At 38.8% G+C, this 21543-nt stretch carries 15 protein-coding genes and 1 pseudogene; 6 read left to right on the forward strand and 10 right to left on the reverse strand.

The features are described from left to right. The first annotated feature begins 11 nt into the window (after positions 1-11). Positions 12-1757: an ABC transporter ATP-binding protein/permease gene (locus DV424_RS06665; RefSeq protein WP_118859500.1), complete on the forward strand. Its 1746-nt coding sequence runs from the start codon at positions 12-14 to the stop codon at positions 1755-1757. Beyond that, positions 1750-3408 carry a thiol reductant ABC exporter subunit CydC gene (cydC, locus tag DV424_RS06670; RefSeq protein ID WP_118859501.1) on the forward strand — a complete coding sequence of 553 codons (1659 nt, stop codon included), beginning with the start codon at positions 1750-1752 and terminating at the stop codon, positions 3406-3408. The genes DV424_RS06665 and cydC overlap by 8 nt, the downstream gene beginning before the upstream one ends. Before the next feature lie 99 nt (positions 3409-3507). On the opposite strand, the gene DV424_RS06675 is transcribed toward cydC, so the two are convergent. From DV424_RS06675 to DV424_RS06685, 3 genes are all read right to left on the reverse strand, one after another. After that, positions 3508-3975: a hypothetical protein gene (locus DV424_RS06675; protein ID WP_118859502.1), complete on the reverse strand. Its 468-nt coding sequence runs from the start codon at positions 3973-3975 to the stop codon at positions 3508-3510. A gap of 66 nt (positions 3976-4041) precedes the next feature. Next, positions 4042-5451, reverse strand: a complete 1410-nt coding sequence (locus DV424_RS06680; RefSeq protein WP_118859503.1) for a multicopper oxidase domain-containing protein — start codon at positions 5449-5451, stop codon at positions 4042-4044. Position 5452: 1 nt separating this feature from the next. Beyond that, positions 5453-6175, reverse strand: a complete 723-nt coding sequence (locus DV424_RS06685) for a 1-acylglycerol-3-phosphate O-acyltransferase (RefSeq protein WP_118788576.1) — start codon at positions 6173-6175, stop codon at positions 5453-5455. Positions 6176-6260: 85 nt separating this feature from the next. Here DV424_RS06685 and lpxH point away from each other — a divergent pair, with 85 nt between their 5' ends. Beyond that, on the forward strand, positions 6261-6974 hold the full coding sequence (gene lpxH / locus DV424_RS06690) for a UDP-2,3-diacylglucosamine diphosphatase (RefSeq protein ID WP_118859504.1): 714 nt from the start codon (positions 6261-6263) through the stop codon (positions 6972-6974). 32 nt (positions 6975-7006) lie between these two features. On the opposite strand, the gene DV424_RS06695 is transcribed toward lpxH, so the two are convergent. From DV424_RS06695 to DV424_RS06705, 3 genes are all read right to left on the reverse strand, one after another. After that, the gene (locus DV424_RS06695; RefSeq protein ID WP_118859505.1) at positions 7007-7822 is read right to left on the reverse strand and encodes a shikimate 5-dehydrogenase; all 816 of its coding nucleotides are present in this window, start codon (positions 7820-7822) and stop codon (positions 7007-7009) included. Positions 7823-7831: 9 nt separating this feature from the next. After that, positions 7832-8635 carry a serine O-acetyltransferase gene (cysE, locus tag DV424_RS06700; protein ID WP_005692742.1) on the reverse strand — a complete coding sequence of 268 codons (804 nt, stop codon included), beginning with the start codon at positions 8633-8635 and terminating at the stop codon, positions 7832-7834. A 129-nt stretch (positions 8636-8764) separates the two neighbouring features. After that, positions 8765-11296: a class I adenylate cyclase gene (locus DV424_RS06705; RefSeq protein ID WP_118859506.1), complete on the reverse strand. Its 2532-nt coding sequence runs from the start codon at positions 11294-11296 to the stop codon at positions 8765-8767. A gap of 365 nt (positions 11297-11661) precedes the next feature. On the opposite strand from DV424_RS06705, the gene DV424_RS06710 reads away from it, so the two are divergent. After that, entirely contained in the window at positions 11662-12906 is a 1245-nt protein-coding gene (locus DV424_RS06710) for a uroporphyrinogen-III C-methyltransferase (protein ID WP_118859507.1), read from the forward strand. A gap of 9 nt (positions 12907-12915) precedes the next feature. Next, positions 12916-14202 (forward strand): heme biosynthesis protein HemY, encoded by a 1287-nt coding sequence (locus tag DV424_RS06715; RefSeq protein ID WP_118859508.1) that lies wholly within the window; start codon positions 12916-12918, stop codon positions 14200-14202. A gap of 63 nt (positions 14203-14265) precedes the next feature. Here the strand turns inward: DV424_RS06715 and psiE are convergent, their stop codons facing one another. Further along, complete coding sequence (psiE, locus tag DV424_RS06720; protein ID WP_065249811.1) at positions 14266-14685, reverse strand: phosphate-starvation-inducible protein PsiE; 420 nt, start codon at positions 14683-14685, stop codon at positions 14266-14268. A 112-nt stretch (positions 14686-14797) separates the two neighbouring features. Here psiE and DV424_RS09000 point away from each other — a divergent pair. Continuing rightward, positions 14798-14884, forward strand: a pseudogene (locus tag DV424_RS09000) (phosphodiesterase); the annotation flags it as partial. 116 nt (positions 14885-15000) lie between these two features. Here the strand turns inward: DV424_RS09000 and DV424_RS06725 are convergent. From DV424_RS06725 to purL, 3 genes are all read right to left on the reverse strand, one after another. Beyond that, positions 15001-16629 (reverse strand): DUF6119 family protein, encoded by a 1629-nt coding sequence (locus tag DV424_RS06725; protein ID WP_118859509.1) that lies wholly within the window; start codon positions 16627-16629, stop codon positions 15001-15003. Between the two features lie 96 nt (positions 16630-16725). Next, positions 16726-17355 (reverse strand): YkgB family protein, encoded by a 630-nt coding sequence (locus DV424_RS06730; RefSeq protein ID WP_118859510.1) that lies wholly within the window; start codon positions 17353-17355, stop codon positions 16726-16728. Between the two features lie 128 nt (positions 17356-17483). Continuing rightward, positions 17484-21431 (reverse strand): phosphoribosylformylglycinamidine synthase, encoded by a 3948-nt coding sequence (gene purL, locus DV424_RS06735; protein ID WP_118859511.1) that lies wholly within the window; start codon positions 21429-21431, stop codon positions 17484-17486. Positions 21432-21543 lie beyond the last annotated feature (112 nt).

Here is a 21543-nt window from a genome sequence, read left to right on the forward strand (position 1 = left end):
GAGCAATCATTATGATGATAGATAAACGCCTAATTAACACGGTGGCTGACAGCAAAAAATGGATTGGCGTCACGGTGTTGTGGAATTGGGTGGCATTAGTTGGCGGGATTATTAGTGCCGTCGTGTTTTCTTATATTTTACAGGCCGCTTATTTTAAAGAGTTAACGATGTCAAGTGCGGTGGGTTTAGGTGTGATTTTAATTGCGGCACTGGCATTGCGTGCTTTTGCTGGGAAAAAATCGGTGAAGGCCTCTTATTTTGCCAGCACAAAAGTGAAGCATGAATTGCGTAGCCTTATCTACCGTAAATTGGCTTCTATGCCGCTTAACCAAGTGAACCAGCAATCCACCTCAAGCATTATTCAAGTGGCATCAGAAGGTGTGGAACAGCTTGAAATCTACTTTGGGCGTTATTTGCCGCAGCTTTTTTATAGCTTGCTTGCACCGCTTACCCTCTTTGCTTTCTTGATCTTTTTCAGCTTTAAAACAGCCGTGATTTTGTTGATTTGTGTGCCGCTTATCCCAATGTCGATTATCGCAGTAAATAAAATCGCGAAAAAACTTTTGGCAAAATATTGGTCGATTTATGTGGGGTTAGGCAGCAGTTTTTTAGATAACTTGCAGGGTTTAATTACGCTAAAAATCTATCAAGATGATGCTTATAAAGCGAAAGCGATGGATAAAGAGGCTGAGCATTTCCGTAAAATTACCATGAAAGTGCTTACTATGCAGCTTAACTCGGTTTCTCTTATGGATTTACTTGCTTACGGCGGCGCGGCAATTGGGATTTTAACCGCACTATTACAATTCCAAGATGCGCAACTCAGCGTGTTAGGCGTGATTTTATTTATTCTCCTTTCCTCCGAGTTCTTTATTCCCCTTCGTTTGCTTGGTTCATTCTTCCATGTGGCGATGAATGGCAAAGCGGCTTCAGATAAGATCTTTACATTACTTGATACGCCAGTGGAAACCCAACAAAGTGCGGTGGATTTTGAAGCCAAAAATAACGTTCAAGTGGAAATTAAAGATCTGCATTTTTCTTATAGTGAAGAAAAACCAGCAATTACAGGTTTAGATTTGAGTATTCTACCAAATCAGCTTACGGTATTTGTGGGTAAAAGTGGTTGCGGTAAATCAACCTTAGTTTCGTTGTTGATGGGTTTTAATCAAGCACAACAGGGTGAGATTTTGTTTAATGGACAAAACGCCCTCAATATTGACCGCACTTCTTTCTATCAAAAAGTATCGTTGGTAAGCCATAGCAGCTATGTGTTTAAAGGCTCGCTGCGTGAAAATATGACGATGGCGAAAATCGATGCAACAGACGAGCAAATTTATGCGTGTTTAGAACAAGTGAATCTCGCCCAATTTGTACGCGAAAATGGTGGATTAGATATGCCGCTATTAAGTCGTGGCGCGAATTTATCGGGCGGTCAAATTCAACGTTTAGCCTTAGCACGTGCTTTATTGCACAATGCCGAGCTTTATATTTTTGATGAAGCGACCAGTAATATTGATGTGGAAAGCGAAGAAATTATTTTGCAGTTCATTCAACAATTTAAACAACAAAAAACCATTGTGATGATTTCTCACCGCTTGGCAAATGCGGTAAATGCCGACTGTATTAACGTACTTGACCAAGGCAAATTGATCGAGCAAGGCACTCACGAAACCTTAATGGAAAAACAAGGTGCGTATGCTGAAATGTTCCAACAACAAAAAGATTTAGAACAAATTAGAGAGGTGGTAAATGCGTAAAAATGGTTTTGTTGTAATGGGGCATTTGTTGAAATTAGTGACCCCTCTGGCGCACATTATGGCGTTTACCATCACGATGGGAACGCTCGGTTTTCTGGCTGCCATCTTTATTATGGTGCTGGGTGCGATGGGGTTAGTGAATCTTCTTAACTTTGACACCCATTTAAGTTTTTCTGGCATTTTGACCGCACTTATCGTATTAGCGGTGGCTCGTGGCGTATTGCGTTATTTAGAGCAAATGTCAGGGCATTATATTGCTTTTAAATTATTGGCATTATTGCGTGACAAAGTGTTTTCTTCTTTGCGTCGTTTGGCTTTTGTGAAGTTGCAAGATAAACAAGCAGGGCAATTAGTGTCTTTGGTGACTAACGATATCGAATTGCTCGAAGTATTTTATGCGCACACCATCGCACCAATTATGATCGCGTTCTTTACCTCTGCGATTTTATTGTTGGTTTTTGCTCATCTTTCAGGTTGGTTTGTGCTTGTGGCATTGACTGCGTATTTGACGGTGGGTGTGATTTTACCGATTATCACGACCAAATTGGCGCGTGAAGATGGCAGACGCTATCGCGAATTAGTGGGCGAAATGAATGACTTCTTCCTCGACAGCGTGCGTGGTATGAAAGAAATTCAGCTTTTTGGCTATGCACAACAACGCTTAGCAGAAATCCAACAACGTAGCCAAAAAATCGATATGGCTTTTGAGCGCATTAAAGACCAAGAAGCGAAAGTGCGTGTTTATACTGAAGTGGCGGTATCTGTTTTCAACATCATTATGCTGTTTACTGGCTTAATTTTATTTAGCTTAGATAAAATTGATTTCTCAGCCTTTTTAGTTGGTGTGATTTTATTAATGTCGAGCTACGGGCCAGTTATCGCCTTAAGTAACCTTTCAAGCAACTTGTTACAAACTTTGGCTTCAGGTGAGCGAGTATTAAGTTTATTAGCGGAAGAACCGGAGTTAAAAGATGTAGAAAGTGCGGTGGATTTAAAAGATGTTTCTCGCATTGATGTTGAGAGAGTAAGTTTTGCTTATGGTGAAGAACAAATCTTATCAGATGTGAGTTTATCAGTGAAAAAAGGTGAAATCTTAGGGATTCACGGCAGAAGTGGCAGCGGTAAAAGTACCTTGTTGAAATTGCTGATGCGTTTTTACGATCCTAAATCAGGTAGCATTAAAATTAATAGCGAAACCTTACCGAACATCAACACCCGCAGTTTGCGTGACAATATGGCATACATTACTCAGCAAACCTATATTTTCAACGAAACCATTGAGGAAAATATTCGCCTTGCTCGCCGTGATGCAACGTTAGAAGAAATTATGGAAGCGGCGAAGAAAGCCTCAATTCATGATTTCATTTTAAGCTTACCACAAGGTTATCAAACGAAAATGACCGAATTAGGCGGCAATCTCTCTGATGGTGAAAAACAACGTATCGGTATTGCCCGAGCATTCTTGCATAATGCACCGATTATTTTACTCGATGAGCCAACCAGTAATTTGGATAGCTTAAACGAAGCAATGATTTTGAAATCATTACTCGATGCTAAAGCTGAGAAATTGATTATTCTCGTCAGCCATCGCCAGTCTACGATGGCAATTTGTGATCAGGTGATTGGTATAGAAAACGGCAGAATGTCCTAAACTAAGACAACAAAAAATCGCACTGGTAAGGTGCGATTTTTTTATAGACAGACAAAGAATAAGCCTGTTTTAATAGGGAAATAATTTACGTGTGGATTCTTATTTTACAACGTTAAATGTCAACGGGTCATAAACAATCTCACCCACTTGAACTTGGATTGTATATTGACCTATAGGATCTTTTTCATCAAATTTCCAGCAATTTACTACCGTTTTACCTTGGTTTAATGCATCACGAGTTGTTGTGATTGTGTGGGTCTTTTTATCTTCAGAAACTTTAACTGCATTTGGATTTTCTGATACAGAAAAGGTCGTTTTTTCAGGCGATTTAAAGACTTCGGTAACAGTAATTTGTTTCGCAAAATTACCATTAGCTACCCAGCAAAGTTGGTGTGCTTTAGCTGAACGAGAAATATCTTTTTTACCTAAATCCGTTGGCGTTTTCCCAGACATATCATAGGTTGAAAGGTAAAGTGTTGGTTGCGGTTCTTGTGGAACATCGGACGCGGCAAATACAGATGATGCTGCGCATAAAGAAAATACAGCTAATGTTAATGATTTTTTCATTACGATTTTCCTCTTTAAATAAAGTATGAATGATTAAAATTCATGGTGTTTTTAGGATAGTTAAAACTATTGTACCACCAGTACGCCAATGCATCCCATATCTTCTAGCATTAAATTTGATACCCCAAATAAGAATGGGTAGTTGCCAGAAGATGTTTGATCAAATTTCACTAAAATTTGAGTTTTGTTTTTTACCCAAACTGTATCTTTCCAAGCTAATTCTTTAGCTTGGAATTGATGTTCTCCTTGGCTTTCTACCACAAATTTGGCACCTTGAATAGTAAATCCAACAGGTAAACTTGCATTTAAAATCCAGCGTTCAATTGTTCCTTTTCGGGCTATTACATCAACTTTGCGTGGGTCAAAACGTCTTTGGTTAATTAAGCCGTTTGTGACATCAATATTAAATTCTCGAGTTTGTGCAACGGCTTGTTGTAACATTGCTGGCGCATCCGTTTCGAAAGTGAGGTTTGGTTGTTTATTAAATGCTGACATTTCTCCTTGAGCACGTAATTCAAGGACGGTGTTATCAGCGAGTTCATCGCTTGAGATCAACATATTTTTCATTTTGTCGTACAAGCCACGTTTGCTTCCACTAATGAGAGATACGTTGTCAATTTCATTCATATTAACGAGTATTTCTGCACGTTCTCCTGGCGAGAGAACCAAAGATTTGACTGATTTAGCTTTGGGTAAGAAACCTAAATCTTGTGCAATAAGCAGCATTTCTTGATCATTATCCAAGCGTAAATAATAAGCACGAGCTAATGAGGCATTGAGCAAACGTAAACGAATCCAGCCCCGTGTGACATCTAAATATGGTGCTTCAATACCATTTACTAATAAGCGATTGCCTACAAAGTGCGGTTGATTTTGTTTGAATAATTGGAGACCATCATTATTAAATTCCATATCTTGTAAAATCAATGGAATGTCATCTACGCCGTATTTATTGGGCAGATTCGCTTTTAGGCTTTGGTCATCTTCAATTAACCACATTCCAGCTAAGCCACGATAGGTTTGATAGGCTGAGTTGGCTAATGTTGCGGAACGATACCAACAGCTTGCTGCGGGTTGTTCAATAGGCACGATGGGTGCCCAAGACTCGCCTTTTTTTAGTATTCTAGCTGCGCCACCAAACAGTTCACCTGATGCTTGTAAGCCTTGAATAGACAAGGCAACGGATTGAGGCAAATTGTTATGATAATTAAGTTTGGCAAAGCTACCTGATTTGATTTTAATGGTTGGGCCAAGATAATTACCGTTGAATCCCCATACTGTCACATTGTGTGAGCCATCTAGGGGATAATTCATTTCCTGCATTGTTAATACAATCGGGCGACCGCGACGAACTTCAATTAGTGGTGGCGCAACTAATTTTTCACGGCTTGCCGCTAACAATGGTGCGGGCACAGTGGAAAGTGCGGTAGAAATCGCAGCTGTTTTTAATAATTGACGGCGGGAAAGGCGTGGCATTTTAGTTTCCTTTTGCTATCTCTTCATCAAGTTCGGCAATGCGTTTTTCCATTAGATCGTGACAATAAGCCGCAAGATCTCGAACATTGTCTTTGGTATAGCCTGAAACATCGATTGGATCCATTATTTCGCAAATCACTTTGCCATTATCCCAGCGATTTAAATTAATTTTGTTATGTGTGGTTGAGCAAACCACTGGAATAATCGGTACACCTGCTGAAATCGCCGCATGGAATGCACCCGTTTTAAAGGGTAATAAACCACGACCGCGACTGCGAGTGCCTTCTGGGAACATCCAAATAGATAAATTATCTTCATTAATTCGTCGTGCGAGTTGCGACATTGTACTGTGTGCTTTTGTGCGGTTTTCTCTATCCAAGAAAATATTGCCCGTTACCCAATACAGAATGCCGAAGAAGGGGATCCAAATTAAACTTTTTTTACCCACACTTACTGTGCGAGGTTGCACCATATAAGAGATTGTCACCATATCATAATTGTTTTGGTGATTACCGATATAAATGGCACGGCCAATCTGCTCTTGATTTTGAGGAATACGATGTTCTACTTTTAAGCCAAAAAGTGGATATAAACGCCCAAACCAACGTGCAACAATGCCTACGTTACTTGGATTTTTAAAGCGGATAAAAGAATAAATCGTACCCAGTACACAAATTAGAATACAGCAGATTAATACGAGGAAGATTCGAAGTAGTTTTAACATGAGGATGCCCTATACAAAATTTCGTTAAAGTATAGCAAATTCAATATCAATATGTGCTAATCTAAACAAAAATCGTGGAATTTTTATGAAACATAGCTATTTTATTTCTGATTTGCATCTAAGCGAAAATCGGCCTGAATTGACCGCACTTTTCGTTGATTTTATGCAGAATCTTGCCCCACAGGCTGAACGGCTTTACATTTTAGGTGATCTTTTTGATTTTTGGATTGGTGATGACGAGCAATCCGCATTGATTCAACAAGTTAAAGATTTAATTAAGTCTGTAAGAAATCAAGGTGTGCAATGTTATTTTCAGCACGGCAACCGTGATTTCTTAATTGGTGAACGTTTTTCAAAAGAAACGGGCGTTCAGCTTTTACCTGATTATCAATTAATCGCACTTTATGATAAAAAAATCTTACTTTGTCATGGCGATACGCTTTGCATTGATGATGAGGCTTACCAACAATTTCGTCGTAGAGTGAATCAAAAATGGCTGCAGCGTTTGTTTTTGTGTTTACCATTAAAAGTGCGGGTGAAAATTGCGGAGAAAATTCGAGCAAAGAGTAATCAAGATAAACAAGCCAAATCACAGGAAATCATGGATGTAAATCAAGCCTTTACGACAGAAAAAGTACAAGAGTTTGGTGTAAATTTATTAATTCACGGGCACACACACCGTGAGGCGATTCATCAACAAGAAGGATTTACCCGAATTGTATTAGGGGATTGGCGAAAAAATTACGCGTCAATTTTAAAAATGGATGAAAGCGGAGAATTTGGTTTTATTAAAGATTAGAAGTGCGGTGAAAAACCACCGCACTTTTGATGTTAAGATTTAGCTCGAGCAAACGCCGCGGCTTCTTCTATTAATTCATCGCTTGGGCGTTGATGTGTATAAAGTTCAAATTGTTCTACAGCCTGAAGTACAATCACTTCTGCGCCAGAAATGGTTTGTTTTCCTTGTGCTTGAGCATAACGAATAAAGGGCGTTTCAGCAGGCATAGCCACTACATCAAACGCGACACTAGCATTATCTATGAGCGCTTTGGGAAAGGCTAAATCCATTTCTTCCTTTCCCCCTTTCATGCCGATTGGCGTAACATTAACCAAAATGTCTGCCTGTTGGTTTTCTAAGGAATCAATGTATTCATAGCCGTAAACTGCGGCGAGATATTGACCTGTTTTTACGTTGCGTGCGTAAATTTTTAACTTTTCAAAACCTGAATTTTTAAAGGCAGCCACAACGGCTTTTGCCATACCTCCACTGCCATGAACAATGACTTTAGCATTTTTATTTAAGTGATATTTTTCAATTAATTTTACGATGGCAATATAATCAGTGTTATATGCGCGCAAAAAGCCATTATCGTTCACGATGGTGTTTACGGATTCAATGGCTTGTGCTGACGGGTGAATTTCATCTAGAAACGGCGTACAAGCTTCTTTGAATGGCATTGAAACTGCACAACCACGAATGCCTAATGCGCGCACGCCTTTGATAGCGTGTTCAATATCTTGCGTGGTGAAGGCTTTATAAATGAAATTCAATCCTAGCTTGTCGTACAAGTAATTGTGAAAGGTAGTACCGAAATTACCTGGGCGACCAGATAAAGACATGCAGAGTTGGGTATCTTTGTTGATCATGGTGTCTCCTTATATGTTTAAATTCATTCCATCATCAATGCCGATAAAATATTGGTTCATATCGAAAGCAGGTTTTGCCGCTTTATCTTGACTTACAATTCGAGCTGGCACGCCAGCCGCTGTGGCATATTCAGGAACGGGGTTAAGCACAACAGAATTTGCTCCAATTTTGGCATATTTACCTACTTCAATATTACCGAGAATTTTTGCTCCCGCCCCAATCATAACACCCTCACGTACTTTTGGATGACGATCGCCTGATTCTTTTCCCGTACCACCAAGCGTTACGCCTTGCAAAATTGACACATCATTTTCGATTACAGATGTTTCCCCTACAACAATGCCTGTTGCATGGTCGAACATGATTCCGTGACCAATTTTCGCCGCAGGATGAATATCGACATCGAAAGCCACTGAAATTTGGTTTTGTAAATAAAGGGCAAGGGATTTACGGTTTTGATTCCATAAATAATGGGTGATTCGATAACTTTGAATCGCATGGAAACCTTTTAAATAAAGCAATGGGGTGGACCATAACTCCACAGCTGGGTCTCGGTGGCGAACAGCTTGAATATCGCAGGCAGCACAATCAATAATCGAAGGATTAGCTTGATAGGCTTCCTCAATAATTTCTCGGAGAGAAATGGCGGGCATAATTGGATTGGCTAATTTGTTAGCCAATAAATAACTTAGCGCACCGCCCAGATTTTGATGTTTTAAAATCGTAGAATGAAAAAAACTCGCAAGCATAGGTTCGTTTTCAGCAAGTTCTTTGGCTTCTTGGCGAATATGTTGCCACACATCTAATGTCATTTTTCCTCCTATTGCCTGCTTTCAGACTACGCGTTTATATATGTTAATCATAGCTGAATTTTTATATATACGGAAAGATCTATTAAAAACAAAAGTGAAACAGGCTAGAAATAATTTCTAATGAAGATATTACTTATTCATTGGGCGGAATTTAAACGGCACAATGGATATGCCATTTTTTCCATTTTGTAGTTGATAAAATTGAGGGTAGTTAAAATTACGTTGAACGATATTGTAAGGATTTTTATCGCCTTCCTGTTTGGCGTTTTGATAAAGTTGATTAATCTCCCGCACTTTTTCATCTTTTTCACCATCGCAGTGGCGATAGATTTCGAGACGATTAGATTCATCTAAAATGTAAACATTGAAGCTGTGATCGGAATTATCTTCAAAAAAGAATTGTAGGAATCCTTCACTTGCGAAGGCATCCATTTCTGGTGGATAGCGACGACTTTCTTGGTTTGTCTCGCCATCTTCAATTGGCGTTTGTAAAACTTCGTCAAAATCCACCGCACTTTCAGCTTCATTACAGACCGATTCATTTCCGGTTTCTTGTAAGCTAATCCCGCGATCTTCAAAAAATAATTGCCAGTTTTTACCCGCTACGCGTAAGCGTGATGTTTGGCAAGGTTGTTGAATATCGCCGACTTGGATGCTAACGCATCGATTGACTAATCCCATCACTAATTGACGTAAATCTTGGCGATAACGTTCACTATAACAATAGACTTGGATGGAATCTGGGCGATTAACGCCACGATAAATTTTGTTAGAAAGCACTTTTAGTGCAAGTAAAATGGCATTTTGCCCTTCAAAATGGAGCGTTCGGATTTCGTTCCACACGTTGCGATAAGTAAAATCGATACTGCCCACAAGACTTTGTTCGAGCGATCCAAAACTAAATAAATCTCGCGATGAAATACCCGTTAATACTTCTTCTACTTTGGATGTTGGATCGGTCGTGAGATTTATGGCAATAAACAAGCTACGAATTTCGCATTGATTCAATAAATCGCTGTTTTTGGGTTGTTTGGCGATGGTGCTTGGAAAAGACTGACGTAAGTTAGTGACAAAGCGTTGCAATGTGCTTAAAGTCACATTCTTGCTAAAAATTGACAATTCGGTTTTTTCAGTGAGTAAATGATTGAAATAAGCCCAAGAGACTAATTTATTTAGGCTTTCTCCATATTCAATCACCCGTTCTTTGGAGAACATAATATGGTGTGTTGGTTGATTGATAAGGTACCAACCATCTTTAAAATGTTTATTGCTGCGAACTTCCACAAAAGTCAGGTGTGCTTCTGATAAATTGTGAGATATCTGTGTGTTGAGTAAGGACACTTTGCCGGGAAGTTCTTCAAAAGCAGTATAAAGTTTACGAGAAAGAATGTTGATATCTTGTGGCACGACGCTCGAGTGAATGTGATGCTTTCGAGCAAATTCCACTAAATTACGATAACTCAACATTAAAAATTTCATTATGTTATCGTGGTTTTCTTTTACTGCCTTAATTTTCCAAAATGGACGCTTATTGAGATGTTTCACCGTTTCAGCAGACCATCCCCATTCATGAGCAAGGATTTCCATGTAATGAACACGCCAATTATTGGTTTGGTAACGCGCAAGATCTTCCGTTGCTTTCACATAGAAACAACGGCGCACAAAATCCAAACGTTTAAATTCAGAAAGTGCGGTTAAATATCGGGTTACTTTTGCAAGAATGGCAATGTAAGGATCAAAATGGTGATCTGGATTGGTATTACCTGCAAGTAAATCTCGCTTAAAAGTGCGGGCAATTAAGCACGTGTTTGGGTATTCCTTGGAATAGGCTTCCAACAACAAAATTTTGAGTACAGATTTATAAGGCGAATCAATCCCTTTATAAAGATGCCATAAGCTGGCACCGAAATATTCGTTTGCAGAAAATTGCCCTAAACCGCCAAAATCCACCCAATCATTTGGATCAATTTCCCCTTCCGTAATTAAACGCGCCACCTCTTTTTCATAGTCTTTTTCATTTTCCACCCATAAATGCAACCAAAGTAGAGGTTTACCCGCCAAGCGTACAGCGGAGCGATAGAACTCATCAAGCAATAACATATATTGCGCAGAACCGCTATTTTCAACAGTGAGTGGGTCAGCATAATGTTCATTGCGGAAACGTTGTTGATCCATTAAATAAAAATTAATTTCCACATTAAATTGCATTGCCCATTCACTAATCCGTTTAGTTTTTTGGATAAGAAGAGCGTGTTCATCAGTGGTTAAGTCGTCTCGGACACAAATCCAAGTATCAAGATCTGAAGAAGAGGTTTGACTTATTGAGCCAAAGCTACCCATTACATAAACGCCTAGAATTGGTGGCAAAACTTCGTGAAAATTTACCGCACTTTTGAGTGTTGAAGGCTTATGATCGGCATAGTGAATAGCGTATTCATTGGTGAGCCATTTTTTTTGATAATCAGATGCGAGGAAACTTGCAATACCAGAGGGGGCGTGAATAACATAGCCAGGAAGTTGCGGATGGTTTAGGTGTAAAAGTAAAGGAACAACCGCTAAAACGTGTTGGAATGCATCGCCTGAACCTTGTAATGCACGCTCAAAACGGCGTTGATCCAAGGCGCTAACCCATTTTTTTGCTTGTACTAGATTACATTCCACGCGGTGTCCCTACCAGAACAACAAAAATTGGCGAACAATTTAACACTTAGGGAGTATAAATGCAAAAAAATGTGATGAAAATCACAGTTTGTGAAGAATCAGAGATTTTAAATTATCAGAACGCAAAATAAATGACTAAAAATCTTATTTTTAATGCGATTTCTCATATCTGAGGTGTTTCTTATATCAACAATCAAAATGACTTTTTAACCTAAGAGTGATAGGATAGCCAACAAATTTATTGCGTAAATGGCTTAATTTCGCTGATATGAGAATCTATATCTTTACCATTGGCGACTGCTCGGTATTTTTCTTATTAAAGCGAGTACATTAACTTATTCAATCTGACTTATTAAGGAATTGATATGGCAAAAGATCAAGATAACGACATCACTGAACAAGTTGGTGATACGCCAAAAGTGGTTGAAAAAACAGAAACGATACAGCCAGTTCCACAAACTATTGTGAAAAAAACGGGCACAGCATTGAGTTTATTGGCGATTCTCATTGCGCTAGGTGTGGGCGGGGCTGGTTATTATTTTGGTCAGCAACAAGTAGCTGAAATTCAGCAAAAATTAACCGCACTTGAAAGCCAAGGTGGTGTAGCTGTTTCTGCCTCTGGGTCTAATAATAGTGGACAGCTTGCACAATTAGAACAAGGCTTAAAAACCGTACAAGATAAAGTCGAGCAACTTGAGCAATTAGTTGCAGGCAAAACAGGCGAAATTGCTGCACTACAAGCCCAAGTAAAACAAGTTAGTCAACTGGCTGGTGCACAACAACCGAGTGACTGGTTATTTTCCGAAGCTGATTTCTTGTTAAATAACGCCTTGCGTAAACTTGTTTTAGATAACGATGTTGATACAGCTATTTCTTTATTAAAATTGGCTGATGAAACACTCGTTAAGGTAAACAATTCACAAGCGAATGCGATTCGTACGGCAATCAACCAAGATTTAAAACAACTTCTTTCACTTTCAAGCGTAGACCAAAATGCAGTAATGCAAAAACTTTCACAGCTTGCTAACACTGTGGATGAGTTACAAGCATTGAATGTGAATTTTGATGAAACGCCAGAAAAGAGCGGTAAATTATCTGATGATATTGCAGATTGGCAGCAAAATGTGGAAAAGAGTGCAACTTCTTTCCTAAATCACTTCATTCGTATTTCGCCAAAACAAAGTGCGGATAAAAAAGAGTTGCTTGCACCAAACCAAGATATTTATCTTCGTGAGAACATTCGTTTACGTTTACAACTTGCTATTATGGCCGTACCACGCCAGCAAGATGAACTTTATAAACAATCTTTAGATGCGGTTGCTTCTTGGGTTCGTAGCTATTTTGATACGAATGCAGAAGTGACGCAAAATTTCTTAAAATCAGTAGATGAGCTGGCTGATTCTTCTATTTATGTCGATGTGCCAGAGCAATTAAAAAGTTTGACCTTGCTTGATAAATATCTCAATCGTGCGCCGTTAGATGTCCAAAAGGTGGAAATTGAAGCGGATAAAGCCATTGAAACTATGCCTAAAGCTGAAGGTGTGGTAATAGAAGCATCTGCACCAGAAAAACAAGAATCTCAACCGGCAAAAGCTGAGACACAAAAATAAGGATAGCCTATGTTTAGAGTGCTTTTTTTAATGCTAGCATTGCTTGCTGGGTTGATTGCAGGGCCTTATCTTTCTGGTCAGCAAGGCTATGTTCGTATTGAAACAACAAATAATATCGTTGAAATGTCGATTACGACATTAGTGATTTTCTTCGTAATTGCTTTAGCGATTATTTATGGTTTGGAATGGATCGTCACACGTTTTCTACGTTTAAGTCGCGGTTCTTATAATTGGTTTTCTAGCCGTAAACGTGTGAGAGCGCAGAAACAAACCCTTGAAGGTTTGATGAAGATGAATGAAGGGGATTACGCCAAAGCAGAAAAATTGATTGGTAAGAATGCCAAACATTCTGCTGAGCCTGTGTTAAACCTCATCAAAGCTGCTGAAGCAGCACAACAACGTGGTGATGAATTTAGCGCAAATCGCTATTTGATTGAAGCCACTGAATTAGCTGGTTCAGATAATTTGCTAGTGGAAATTGCCCGCACGCGTATTTTATTGCAACAAAACAAATTGCCAGCGGCACGTAGTTCTGTGGATAGCTTGTTAGAAATGGCTGATCGCAATAAAGAAGTGTTAAAACTGGCGGTAGAAATTTATCTTCGTTCTAAAGCCTATCAAGCCCTCGATAAGATTCTAGATGGGGTTGAAAATAGTGGTTTATTCAGTGCTGAAGAGTTTAAAGATCTTCGTTCTCAAACAGAAAATGGTTTGCTCGATGAGAAAATGAATGAAGAAGGAGTAGATGGTTTGCTTGAGTGGTGGGATGCTCAGTCTCGTAGTCGTCGTAATAATATTGATCTCAAAGTTGGTTTAATTCAGCGTTTAATTGATTGTAATGACCATGAGTCAGCATCAGAGTTTACTGTTGAAGTATTGAAGAAAATTGGCGATAACACCAGCATTAGCAAAGAACTTTGTACTCAAATTACACGTTTACAACCAGAAGATAACAGTAAACTTCTCAAGCTAATCGAAAAACGTGCAAAACGTGCAGATGAGAAACAAAAATGCTGTATCAATCGTGCTTTGGGTTATTTATATGTTCGTAATAATGAATTTGCTAAAGCAGCAGATGTATTCAAAAACGTGATGGCTTGCCCTGAACAGTTAGAGCCAAATGATTTGATGATGGCATCTTATGTATTTGAACAAGCGGGTGATAAAGCATTAGCTGAGCAAGTTCGCCAAGAGAGTTTGAAATCAGTGATGGCAATTCAGGATGTCGCCCTAGAAAGTGCGGAAGAAAAAACAGAAGAAAATTCAACCGCACTTTTAGAAAGCAAATCTGAGTAGCTCAACTTAAAAGATAAAACGCACTTCAAGTGAAGTGCGTTTTTTGTTGCTTTGAATCTAAAACTATAGATTTTTCAGTTTATTAGAATATAACACCAAACAGAGTGCGATCACCATAATCAAAATTGCGCCTGCAAATAAGATGGTATCTACCGAGCTTTCATGATTAACAATGATTAAACGCAACATCGCGGTGATCCCTGCATAAATAAAATAGCGCAAAGGGAAGTGATAGCCGCTTTTAAAATACTGTACAATCAAGCCAATAAACCCGAAATATAAGAAAAACATCACTGCTTGTTCAGCTACATCATAAGGCACGACAGTCGAAGTATTAAGCACCATCATCGCTAAAGTATAAGTGATTTTTCCAAGGGCAATGATGAGTACAATCGCTAACGCAATCAATGCCGTGCAAAGCACGATTTTCAATACACCAGTAATAATTCGAGGCAATTTTTCTAATTCTGGAGATTCTTCCATTTCTATTCCTTACAGCAAAAATTAAAGGCTCGTATTCTAATGCAATATTGTAAAGTTGGTCAAAGCATTTGGAAAAATAAAGTGGAATTACCCCCATACACTGCCGCGTAAAGATGCGTTATTGAATAAATCTGGTGCAACCAGTGTATTCACCGACTTCCCAGACACTGGCGTTGAGTTTTTGAAAAAACAAAAATAATACGTAAGTAAAAGCAATAAAAAGAGTGGTCAAAATTCGTTGTGATTTTTTACCGCTCTTGGAGAAATACTTCAATATCCAAGACTAGATTTATAGCCTATCAATAATTTTTCTCATTACTTTCTTTTTATAAAAATGACATTACAACTTACACCAAGTAACTTATATTGTTCTAAAATTCTAGACAAACTAATTCTTGAAAATAACGGAAGGTTATCTGATTTTTTAGAAGGATCTTTTTTAGTAACAATACCATAAATTACATTATATTTATTAGACTGAATCGCCTCTAAAAAAACTGCCTTGGTGCCAATCATTTTTATTAATTTATCTTTAGATTCAGAATTCGATCTAATTAAAGAAACTGAATTAAGACCTTGATTAAACAAATGACTTAAAGAAGACGATTTTGTATCTATTTTGATATGAATAAGGTTTATTATTTTATTTTCTGTATCTTTTTCATTCTCTAAAGTAATTAAATCACATGGCTCGATACTAGTTTGCTTTTCCGGTGAAATATCTTCCTTATCTAAACAGATAGTATCTAAATTCTTCCCCATAGCAGAATTATAATCTCCTTCGCTTTGATGAGCATAATCTCCTAATACTCTATGAGTATCAATAAAAATAGGATCTAATTCTTTCTTGAGTTGTAATATATAATCTCGATTTATCTTATACCAGTTTCCATCATACAAATGATAAGTATTATTATCAGAATCAGTAGTATCAAAAACAATACAATCATAAATGGAATAGCATCCTATATCTTCCTTACTCTCAATATTCTTACAAACTATATTATGATCATATAAATCGTCTAATTCTATTTGAGCAACTTTTAAGTTGCTTTCAATAACATAATCATAGTAATGATCAAATAAAACATCACTATATTCTTGGGGTATATCATCGATTCCATTATACTCAAAAGTTAATTGTATTAAAGGATCTAAAATTCCAGGAATAGATAGTGAAACATTACCAGCCTTATTTTGAATTGCTAAAATTAGGCTTTTATTTAAGCTATCAATCTTATCAGGATCTAACTCAGGCTTAATATAAGTTAATTCAGGAAAATTATTTTCATAATCTTTTTTAGAATAAATATCAAATAATTTTCTACATAGGTCTTCCAACTCATTCAATGACTTGCTTGAAGTACATTTAAAGCTAACAGTACCCGTTATATTATTGAATATTTCCTTATATTCCTCTTTTACTTTTCCTTGCAAAGATTTTACTAATGATTCATATTTATTAAAATTAAAAAAAGATAACGAAGTAAATTTAGGGCTTTGAATTCTTTCTCGTTTTTCATTTTCTAGAAAAACAGCATCTATGCTTCTAATAGATTGTTTTGGGTTTAATGCATTTAAAGTAGTAATTAATCCAAAGTTATGATCTATAGACTTTCTAGAAATAGCATGATATGAATGTCCAAAAGTTATTGCAAAGTATCTATAATATTCAGTTGAGTCACTCTTTATTACTTTAATTGGTAAAAATAAAATTGCCCCTTGTAATTGATTATTAATATCTTCAGTTATTCCAAAATATGTTTTCCATATTGGTGGCTTAGGATTTGATATTTGTAGAAACAGTGATGCATCAGATAAATCAAGACTTTTCCATTCATTATTGTTTAGTTTTTTAAGCTTATTTTCATAACTCTTATTAATAGCGTTTGAATGATTAAAGCCTTCTTTAAGTAGATAAATTGAAAAAGGTTGTTGAGACATATATTGATTCCATTTTAAATTGTTATTTAATTAAAATATTATATCTTAATAAAAAGGCTTACCATTTATCCCAGCAAGCCTTTTAAAATAACGCAATTAAGCAAATTGTTTTTTATTATTTAAATAGCGTTTCGCACATTCTGCTGCAGCAACTAAACCGCCTGCCATCATAATAATATCTTTAATCACGAGTCGGCCAGCACCTGAGAGATATGGGAAGCCATAATTAGGTGTTGGGAAGTCCCCGCCTAAATTAGGCACCCAGGTTTCTGGCGTAAATATCAGGAACGACAGAGTGACTATCGACATGCCAAAGGTGAGTAAACCACCAAATAAACCTAATGTTGGAGACCAAATGCCTGCTAATACTAAAATACCAATGGTGACGATTATCGCGCCAATAATATAAGAAGCTGTATAGGTGCCATTAGCTTTATGCCATTCAATATTTTTTGCGACCATTTTGCCTTCAGGGTTTTTATATAAGGTATATTCTTTTACCAAAACACCCTTATCATTTTCTACCATATTTGCTCCATTTTTATAAAGGAAGCTTAAGAAAGGACTATTTGACACAAAATGTGCGATACCATCTGCCTCATATTGGCAAACTTTTAAGCCACCAATCCAAATCATCACTACACAAATAGCAATGCGGATAAAGTTAATAAATTGACGTTGCAATGGTGCAACAATATTAGCTAGCAATGTAACTAAACTACTCATTAAGAACTCCTCATATAGTTCAATTGATATTACGGACAAAATATCCAAGAATTGTTCAGTATAAAAAAGAGATACTGACTGGCCCAGTATCTCTTATTTTGTATTAATTTTCTGTGAGCAATTTCACATTATTTGAAATTTATTCTCGCATTTCTAAAAATTCGCATCCACGCCCCATCTTCAGACCAATCTTCTGGATACCATGAGTTACTCACGGCACGGAATACACGTTCTGGGTGAGGCATCATCGCAGCGATACGACCGTCCACGTTAGAAATTGCTGTAATCCCTAATGCCGAGCCATTCGGGTTGGCTGGATAAGTTTCAGTCACGTTTAAATGACTGTCGATATATTGTGCCATAATCAAGTTTTGTGCTTGAAGTGCGGTCAAGTTTTCTGGTGTTTTGAATTCTACGCGACCTTCACCGTGAGAAACCGCAATCGGCATATGTGAACCAGCCATGCCTTTAAACCACAATGAGTTGGTGTCGTTGATTTTCACCATCGCGGCACGAGCTTCAAAGCGTTCTGACTTATTACGCACGAAACGTGGCCAGTTTTCTGCACCAGGAATGATTTCTGCAAGGGTGGAGATAAATTGACAGCCGTTACATACACCTAATGAAAGGGTGTTTTCATTGGCGAAGAATTGGCTGAATTGATCGCGTAATTGTGGGTTAAATAAAATGGATTTCGCCCAGCCACCACCAGCCCCTAATACGTCACCGTAAGAGAAACCACCACAGGCCACCATCGCATTGAAGTTATTTAAGTTGTAACGACCCGTCATTAAATCGCTCATGTGAACATCAATCGCCGCAAAACCTGCACGGTCAAAAGCTGCCGCCATTTCAACGTGGCTGTTTACGCCTTGTTCACGTAATACGGCCACTTTCGGTTTCACGCCTTTGCTGATGTACGGCGCAGCAATATCTTTATTCACATCATAGGTTAAGTGAGCGGATAAACCTTTGTTGTCTGTTGCTTTTTTCGCTTCAAATTCTTGGTCGGCACATTCCGGGTTGTCGCGTAAGCGTTGCATTTGATGGGTCAATTCCGCCCAAATGCCACGCAATTCGGAGCGTTTTTCATCCAAAATTTCCCTTCTGAATTGATGGATCACAATGCGATCATCGTTGCTAACCTTGCCGATGTCGTAGGTAATTCCCTCTAATCCATGTGTTTTCAACACCGTATAAATAGCGTCAAGTTCCGCCTCTAATACCTGAATCACCGCGCCTAATTCTTCGTTAAATAAAATGGCTAACTCGGAAATTTCTTGCGCATAGTGTTCTGCACCGAGCTCAAGCGCCCATCCTTTTCCGCTATCGAATAACGGAGAAATATCAACATCCACGCCACAGTTACCCGCAAATGCCATTTCTGCAAGTGTGGTAATTAAACCACCGTCTGAACGGTCGTGGTAAGCCAATAATTTACGCTCTGCCACCAATGCTTGCATTGCATCGAAGAAGTTTTTCAGTTTGGCTACGTTCACCACATCGGCTGGTTTGTCACCTAATTGTTTATACACTTGCGCAAGTGCGGTCGCGCCTAAGCGATTTTTTCTTTCGCCTAAATCAATCAACAATAAACGGCTTTCGCCTTTGTCTGTGCGTAATTGAGGTGTCACGGTTTTGCGGACATCTTCCACGCGGGCAAAAGATGAAATCACTAAAGAAAGCGGTGCAGTAACGGATTTTTTCTCACCATTTTCTTCCCAAGTAGTTTTCATCGACATAGAGTCTTTACCCACTGGAATGGTAATGCCTAACGCAGGGCAAAGTTCTTCACCCACCGCTTTAACAGCTTCATATAAGCCAGCATCTTCACCACCATGACCTGCTGCAGACATCCAGTTTGCAGAAAGTTTAATACGTTTAATATCGCCAATGTTGGTGCCCGCAATGTTGGTAATGGATTCAGCCACCGCTAAACGTGCAGAAGCACCGAAGTCTAATAATGCCACAGGTGCACGCTCGCCCATTGCCATGGCTTCGCCGTGATAGCTGTCTAATGATGCGGTGGTGACGGCCACATCAGACACGGGAATTTGCCATGGACCGACCATTTGATCGCGTGCCACCATACCGGTTACCGAACGGTCGCCAATGGTGATTAAGAAAGTTTTTTCTGCCACCACCGGTAAGCGTAATACGCGATGGAAAGCTTCTTTTAATTGAATATTTTCCGTTGCAAGCGGTCGATTTTCGACAGTTTTTGACGAAACTTCACGCGTCATTTTCGGGGTTTTGCCTAATAACACATTCATTGGTAAATCAATTGGGTTATTATCGAAATGGCTATCATGCAAGGTTAAATGTTTCTCTTCCGTTGCCTCACCAATGACCGCAAACGGCGCACGCTCGCGTTCACAAAGTGCGGTAAATAAGTCGAGTTTTTCTGGTGCAACGGCTAATACATAACGTTCTTGCGATTCGTTACACCAAATTTCCAATGGTGACATGCCTTTTTCATCGCAAAGAATTGAGCGTAAATCAAATTTACCACCTCGTTCACCATCGTGCACCAATTCAGGCATCGCATTAGATAAACCACCCGCGCCCACGTCGTGAATAAAGAGAATTGGGTTTTCATCACCTAATTGCCAGCAGCGGTCAATCACCTCTTGGCAACGGCGTTCCATTTCTGGATTTTCACGTTGAACGGAAGCAAAATCTAAGTCTTCTTTTGATTTCCCGCTGTCCATAGAAGAAGCGGCACCTCCGCCTAAGCCAATATTCATAGCAGGGCCGCCCAATACGATCAATTTCGCACCCACTGGTATTTCGCCTTTTTGAACGTGTTCGCCACGAATATTACCGATACCGCCCGCTAACATAATCGGTTTGTGATAACCACGCACTTCTTCGCCGTTGAAGCTGTTGACTTTCTCTTCATAGGTACGGAAATAACCCAATAACGCAGGTCGACCAAATTCATTGTTAAATGCTGCGCCACCTAATGGACCTTCAATCATAATATCTAAGGCTGAAGCAATACGGTTTGGTTTGGAAAGTGGATTTTCCCAAGGTTGTTCAAAGTTTGGAATGACAAGGTTTGATACGGAGAAACCGGTTAAACCAGCTTTTGGCTTTGCCCCACGACCGGTTGCGCCTTCATCACGAATTTCACCGCCCGAACCTGTTGCGGCACCTGGGAATGGCGAAATTGCGGTTGGGTGGTTGTGGGTTTCCACTTTCATTAAGATATGTGTATCTTCATTGTGATAGCGATATTGTCCGTCTTGATCCGCAAAGAAACGGCCGACTTTTGAGCCTTCCATTACTGCAGCATTATCTTTATAGGCTGAAAGCACGAAATCAGGGGTTTTCTCAAAGGTATTTTTAATCATTTTAAACAGGGATTTATCCTGTTTTTTGCCATCAATAATCCAATCTGCATTAAAGATTTTATGGCGACAGTGCTCAGAGTTGGCTTGTGCGAACATATAAAGCTCAATATCGTGCGGATTACGCCCTAATTGGGTGAAGTTTTCAACCAAATAATCAATTTCATCTTCTGCCAGTGCCAAACCTAATTCTACGTTGGCTGTCACTAAAGCTTCACGGCCGCCTTTTAAAATATCCACGGTTTTAAATGGTTTCGGCTCTTGATGACGGAATAAAATTTCCGCATCTTGCGGATTGCGCACCACCGTTTCCATCATTCTGTCGTGTAAAAGTGCGGTCAATTTTTCTGTTGTTTTTTCATCAAGCGGTTGGCTTAACTCAAAATAATACGCCAAACCACGCTCAATACGTTCTACTTCACTTAAACCGCAGTTATGCGCAATATCTGTCGCTTTAGAAGACCAAGAAGAAATCGTGCCAACGCGTGGAATCACGATAAAAGTTTCGCCTTTGGCTTCATGCTCTGTCAGGGTTGGACCGTAATGTAACAACGCTTTTAATTTTGCTTCCTGCTCGCTAACAAGCGGTCGATTTAATTCCACAAAATGCAAATATTCCGCGTAAACCGATTTCACTGGTAATTGATTTTGTTGGAATTTTTGCATTAAGCCTTGAATACGGAATTCAGAAAGGGCGGGTGAGCCACGAAAAGTTTGAAACATAAGGGGGTCCTTTATGAGGATAGGAATGAAAATCTAGGTGTATTATAAAGGATATTTCTAGAAACGAAAACGTTTGCGTTCATGAGGAATAAAATCCCCATCTTTAAGAATT

Source organism: Haemophilus haemolyticus (assembly GCF_003493605.1).
Lineage (GTDB): Bacteria > Pseudomonadota > Gammaproteobacteria > Enterobacterales > Pasteurellaceae > Haemophilus > Haemophilus haemolyticus_J.

Bases quoted from the DNA above. Each gene is read 5' to 3' on its own strand.
- DV424_RS06695 (WP_118859505.1), bottom strand. From the start codon at position 7,822: ATGATCAACAAAGATACCCAACTCTGCATGTCTTTATCTGGTCGCCCA.
- purL (WP_118859511.1), bottom strand. From the start codon at position 21,431: ATGTTTCAAACTTTTCGTGGCTCACCCGCCCTTTCTGAATTCCGTATT.
- DV424_RS06675 (WP_118859502.1), bottom strand. From the start codon at position 3,975: ATGAAAAAATCATTAACATTAGCTGTATTTTCTTTATGCGCAGCATCA.
- DV424_RS06665 (WP_118859500.1), top strand. From the start codon at position 12: ATGATGATAGATAAACGCCTAATTAACACGGTGGCTGACAGCAAAAAA.
- psiE (WP_065249811.1), bottom strand. From the start codon at position 14,685: ATGGAAGAATCTCCAGAATTAGAAAAATTGCCTCGAATTATTACTGGT.
- DV424_RS06685 (WP_118788576.1), bottom strand. From the start codon at position 6,175: ATGTTAAAACTACTTCGAATCTTCCTCGTATTAATCTGCTGTATTCTA.
- cydC (WP_118859501.1), top strand. From the start codon at position 1,750: ATGCGTAAAAATGGTTTTGTTGTAATGGGGCATTTGTTGAAATTAGTG.
- DV424_RS06680 (WP_118859503.1), bottom strand. From the start codon at position 5,451: ATGCCACGCCTTTCCCGCCGTCAATTATTAAAAACAGCTGCGATTTCT.
- DV424_RS06710 (WP_118859507.1), top strand. From the start codon at position 11,662: ATGGCAAAAGATCAAGATAACGACATCACTGAACAAGTTGGTGATACG.
- lpxH (WP_118859504.1), top strand. From the start codon at position 6,261: ATGAAACATAGCTATTTTATTTCTGATTTGCATCTAAGCGAAAATCGG.
- cysE (WP_005692742.1), bottom strand. From the start codon at position 8,635: ATGACATTAGATGTGTGGCAACATATTCGCCAAGAAGCCAAAGAACTT.
- DV424_RS06725 (WP_118859509.1), bottom strand. From the start codon at position 16,629: ATGTCTCAACAACCTTTTTCAATTTATCTACTTAAAGAAGGCTTTAAT.
- DV424_RS06730 (WP_118859510.1), bottom strand. From the start codon at position 17,355: ATGAGTAGTTTAGTTACATTGCTAGCTAATATTGTTGCACCATTGCAA.
- DV424_RS06715 (WP_118859508.1), top strand. From the start codon at position 12,916: ATGTTTAGAGTGCTTTTTTTAATGCTAGCATTGCTTGCTGGGTTGATT.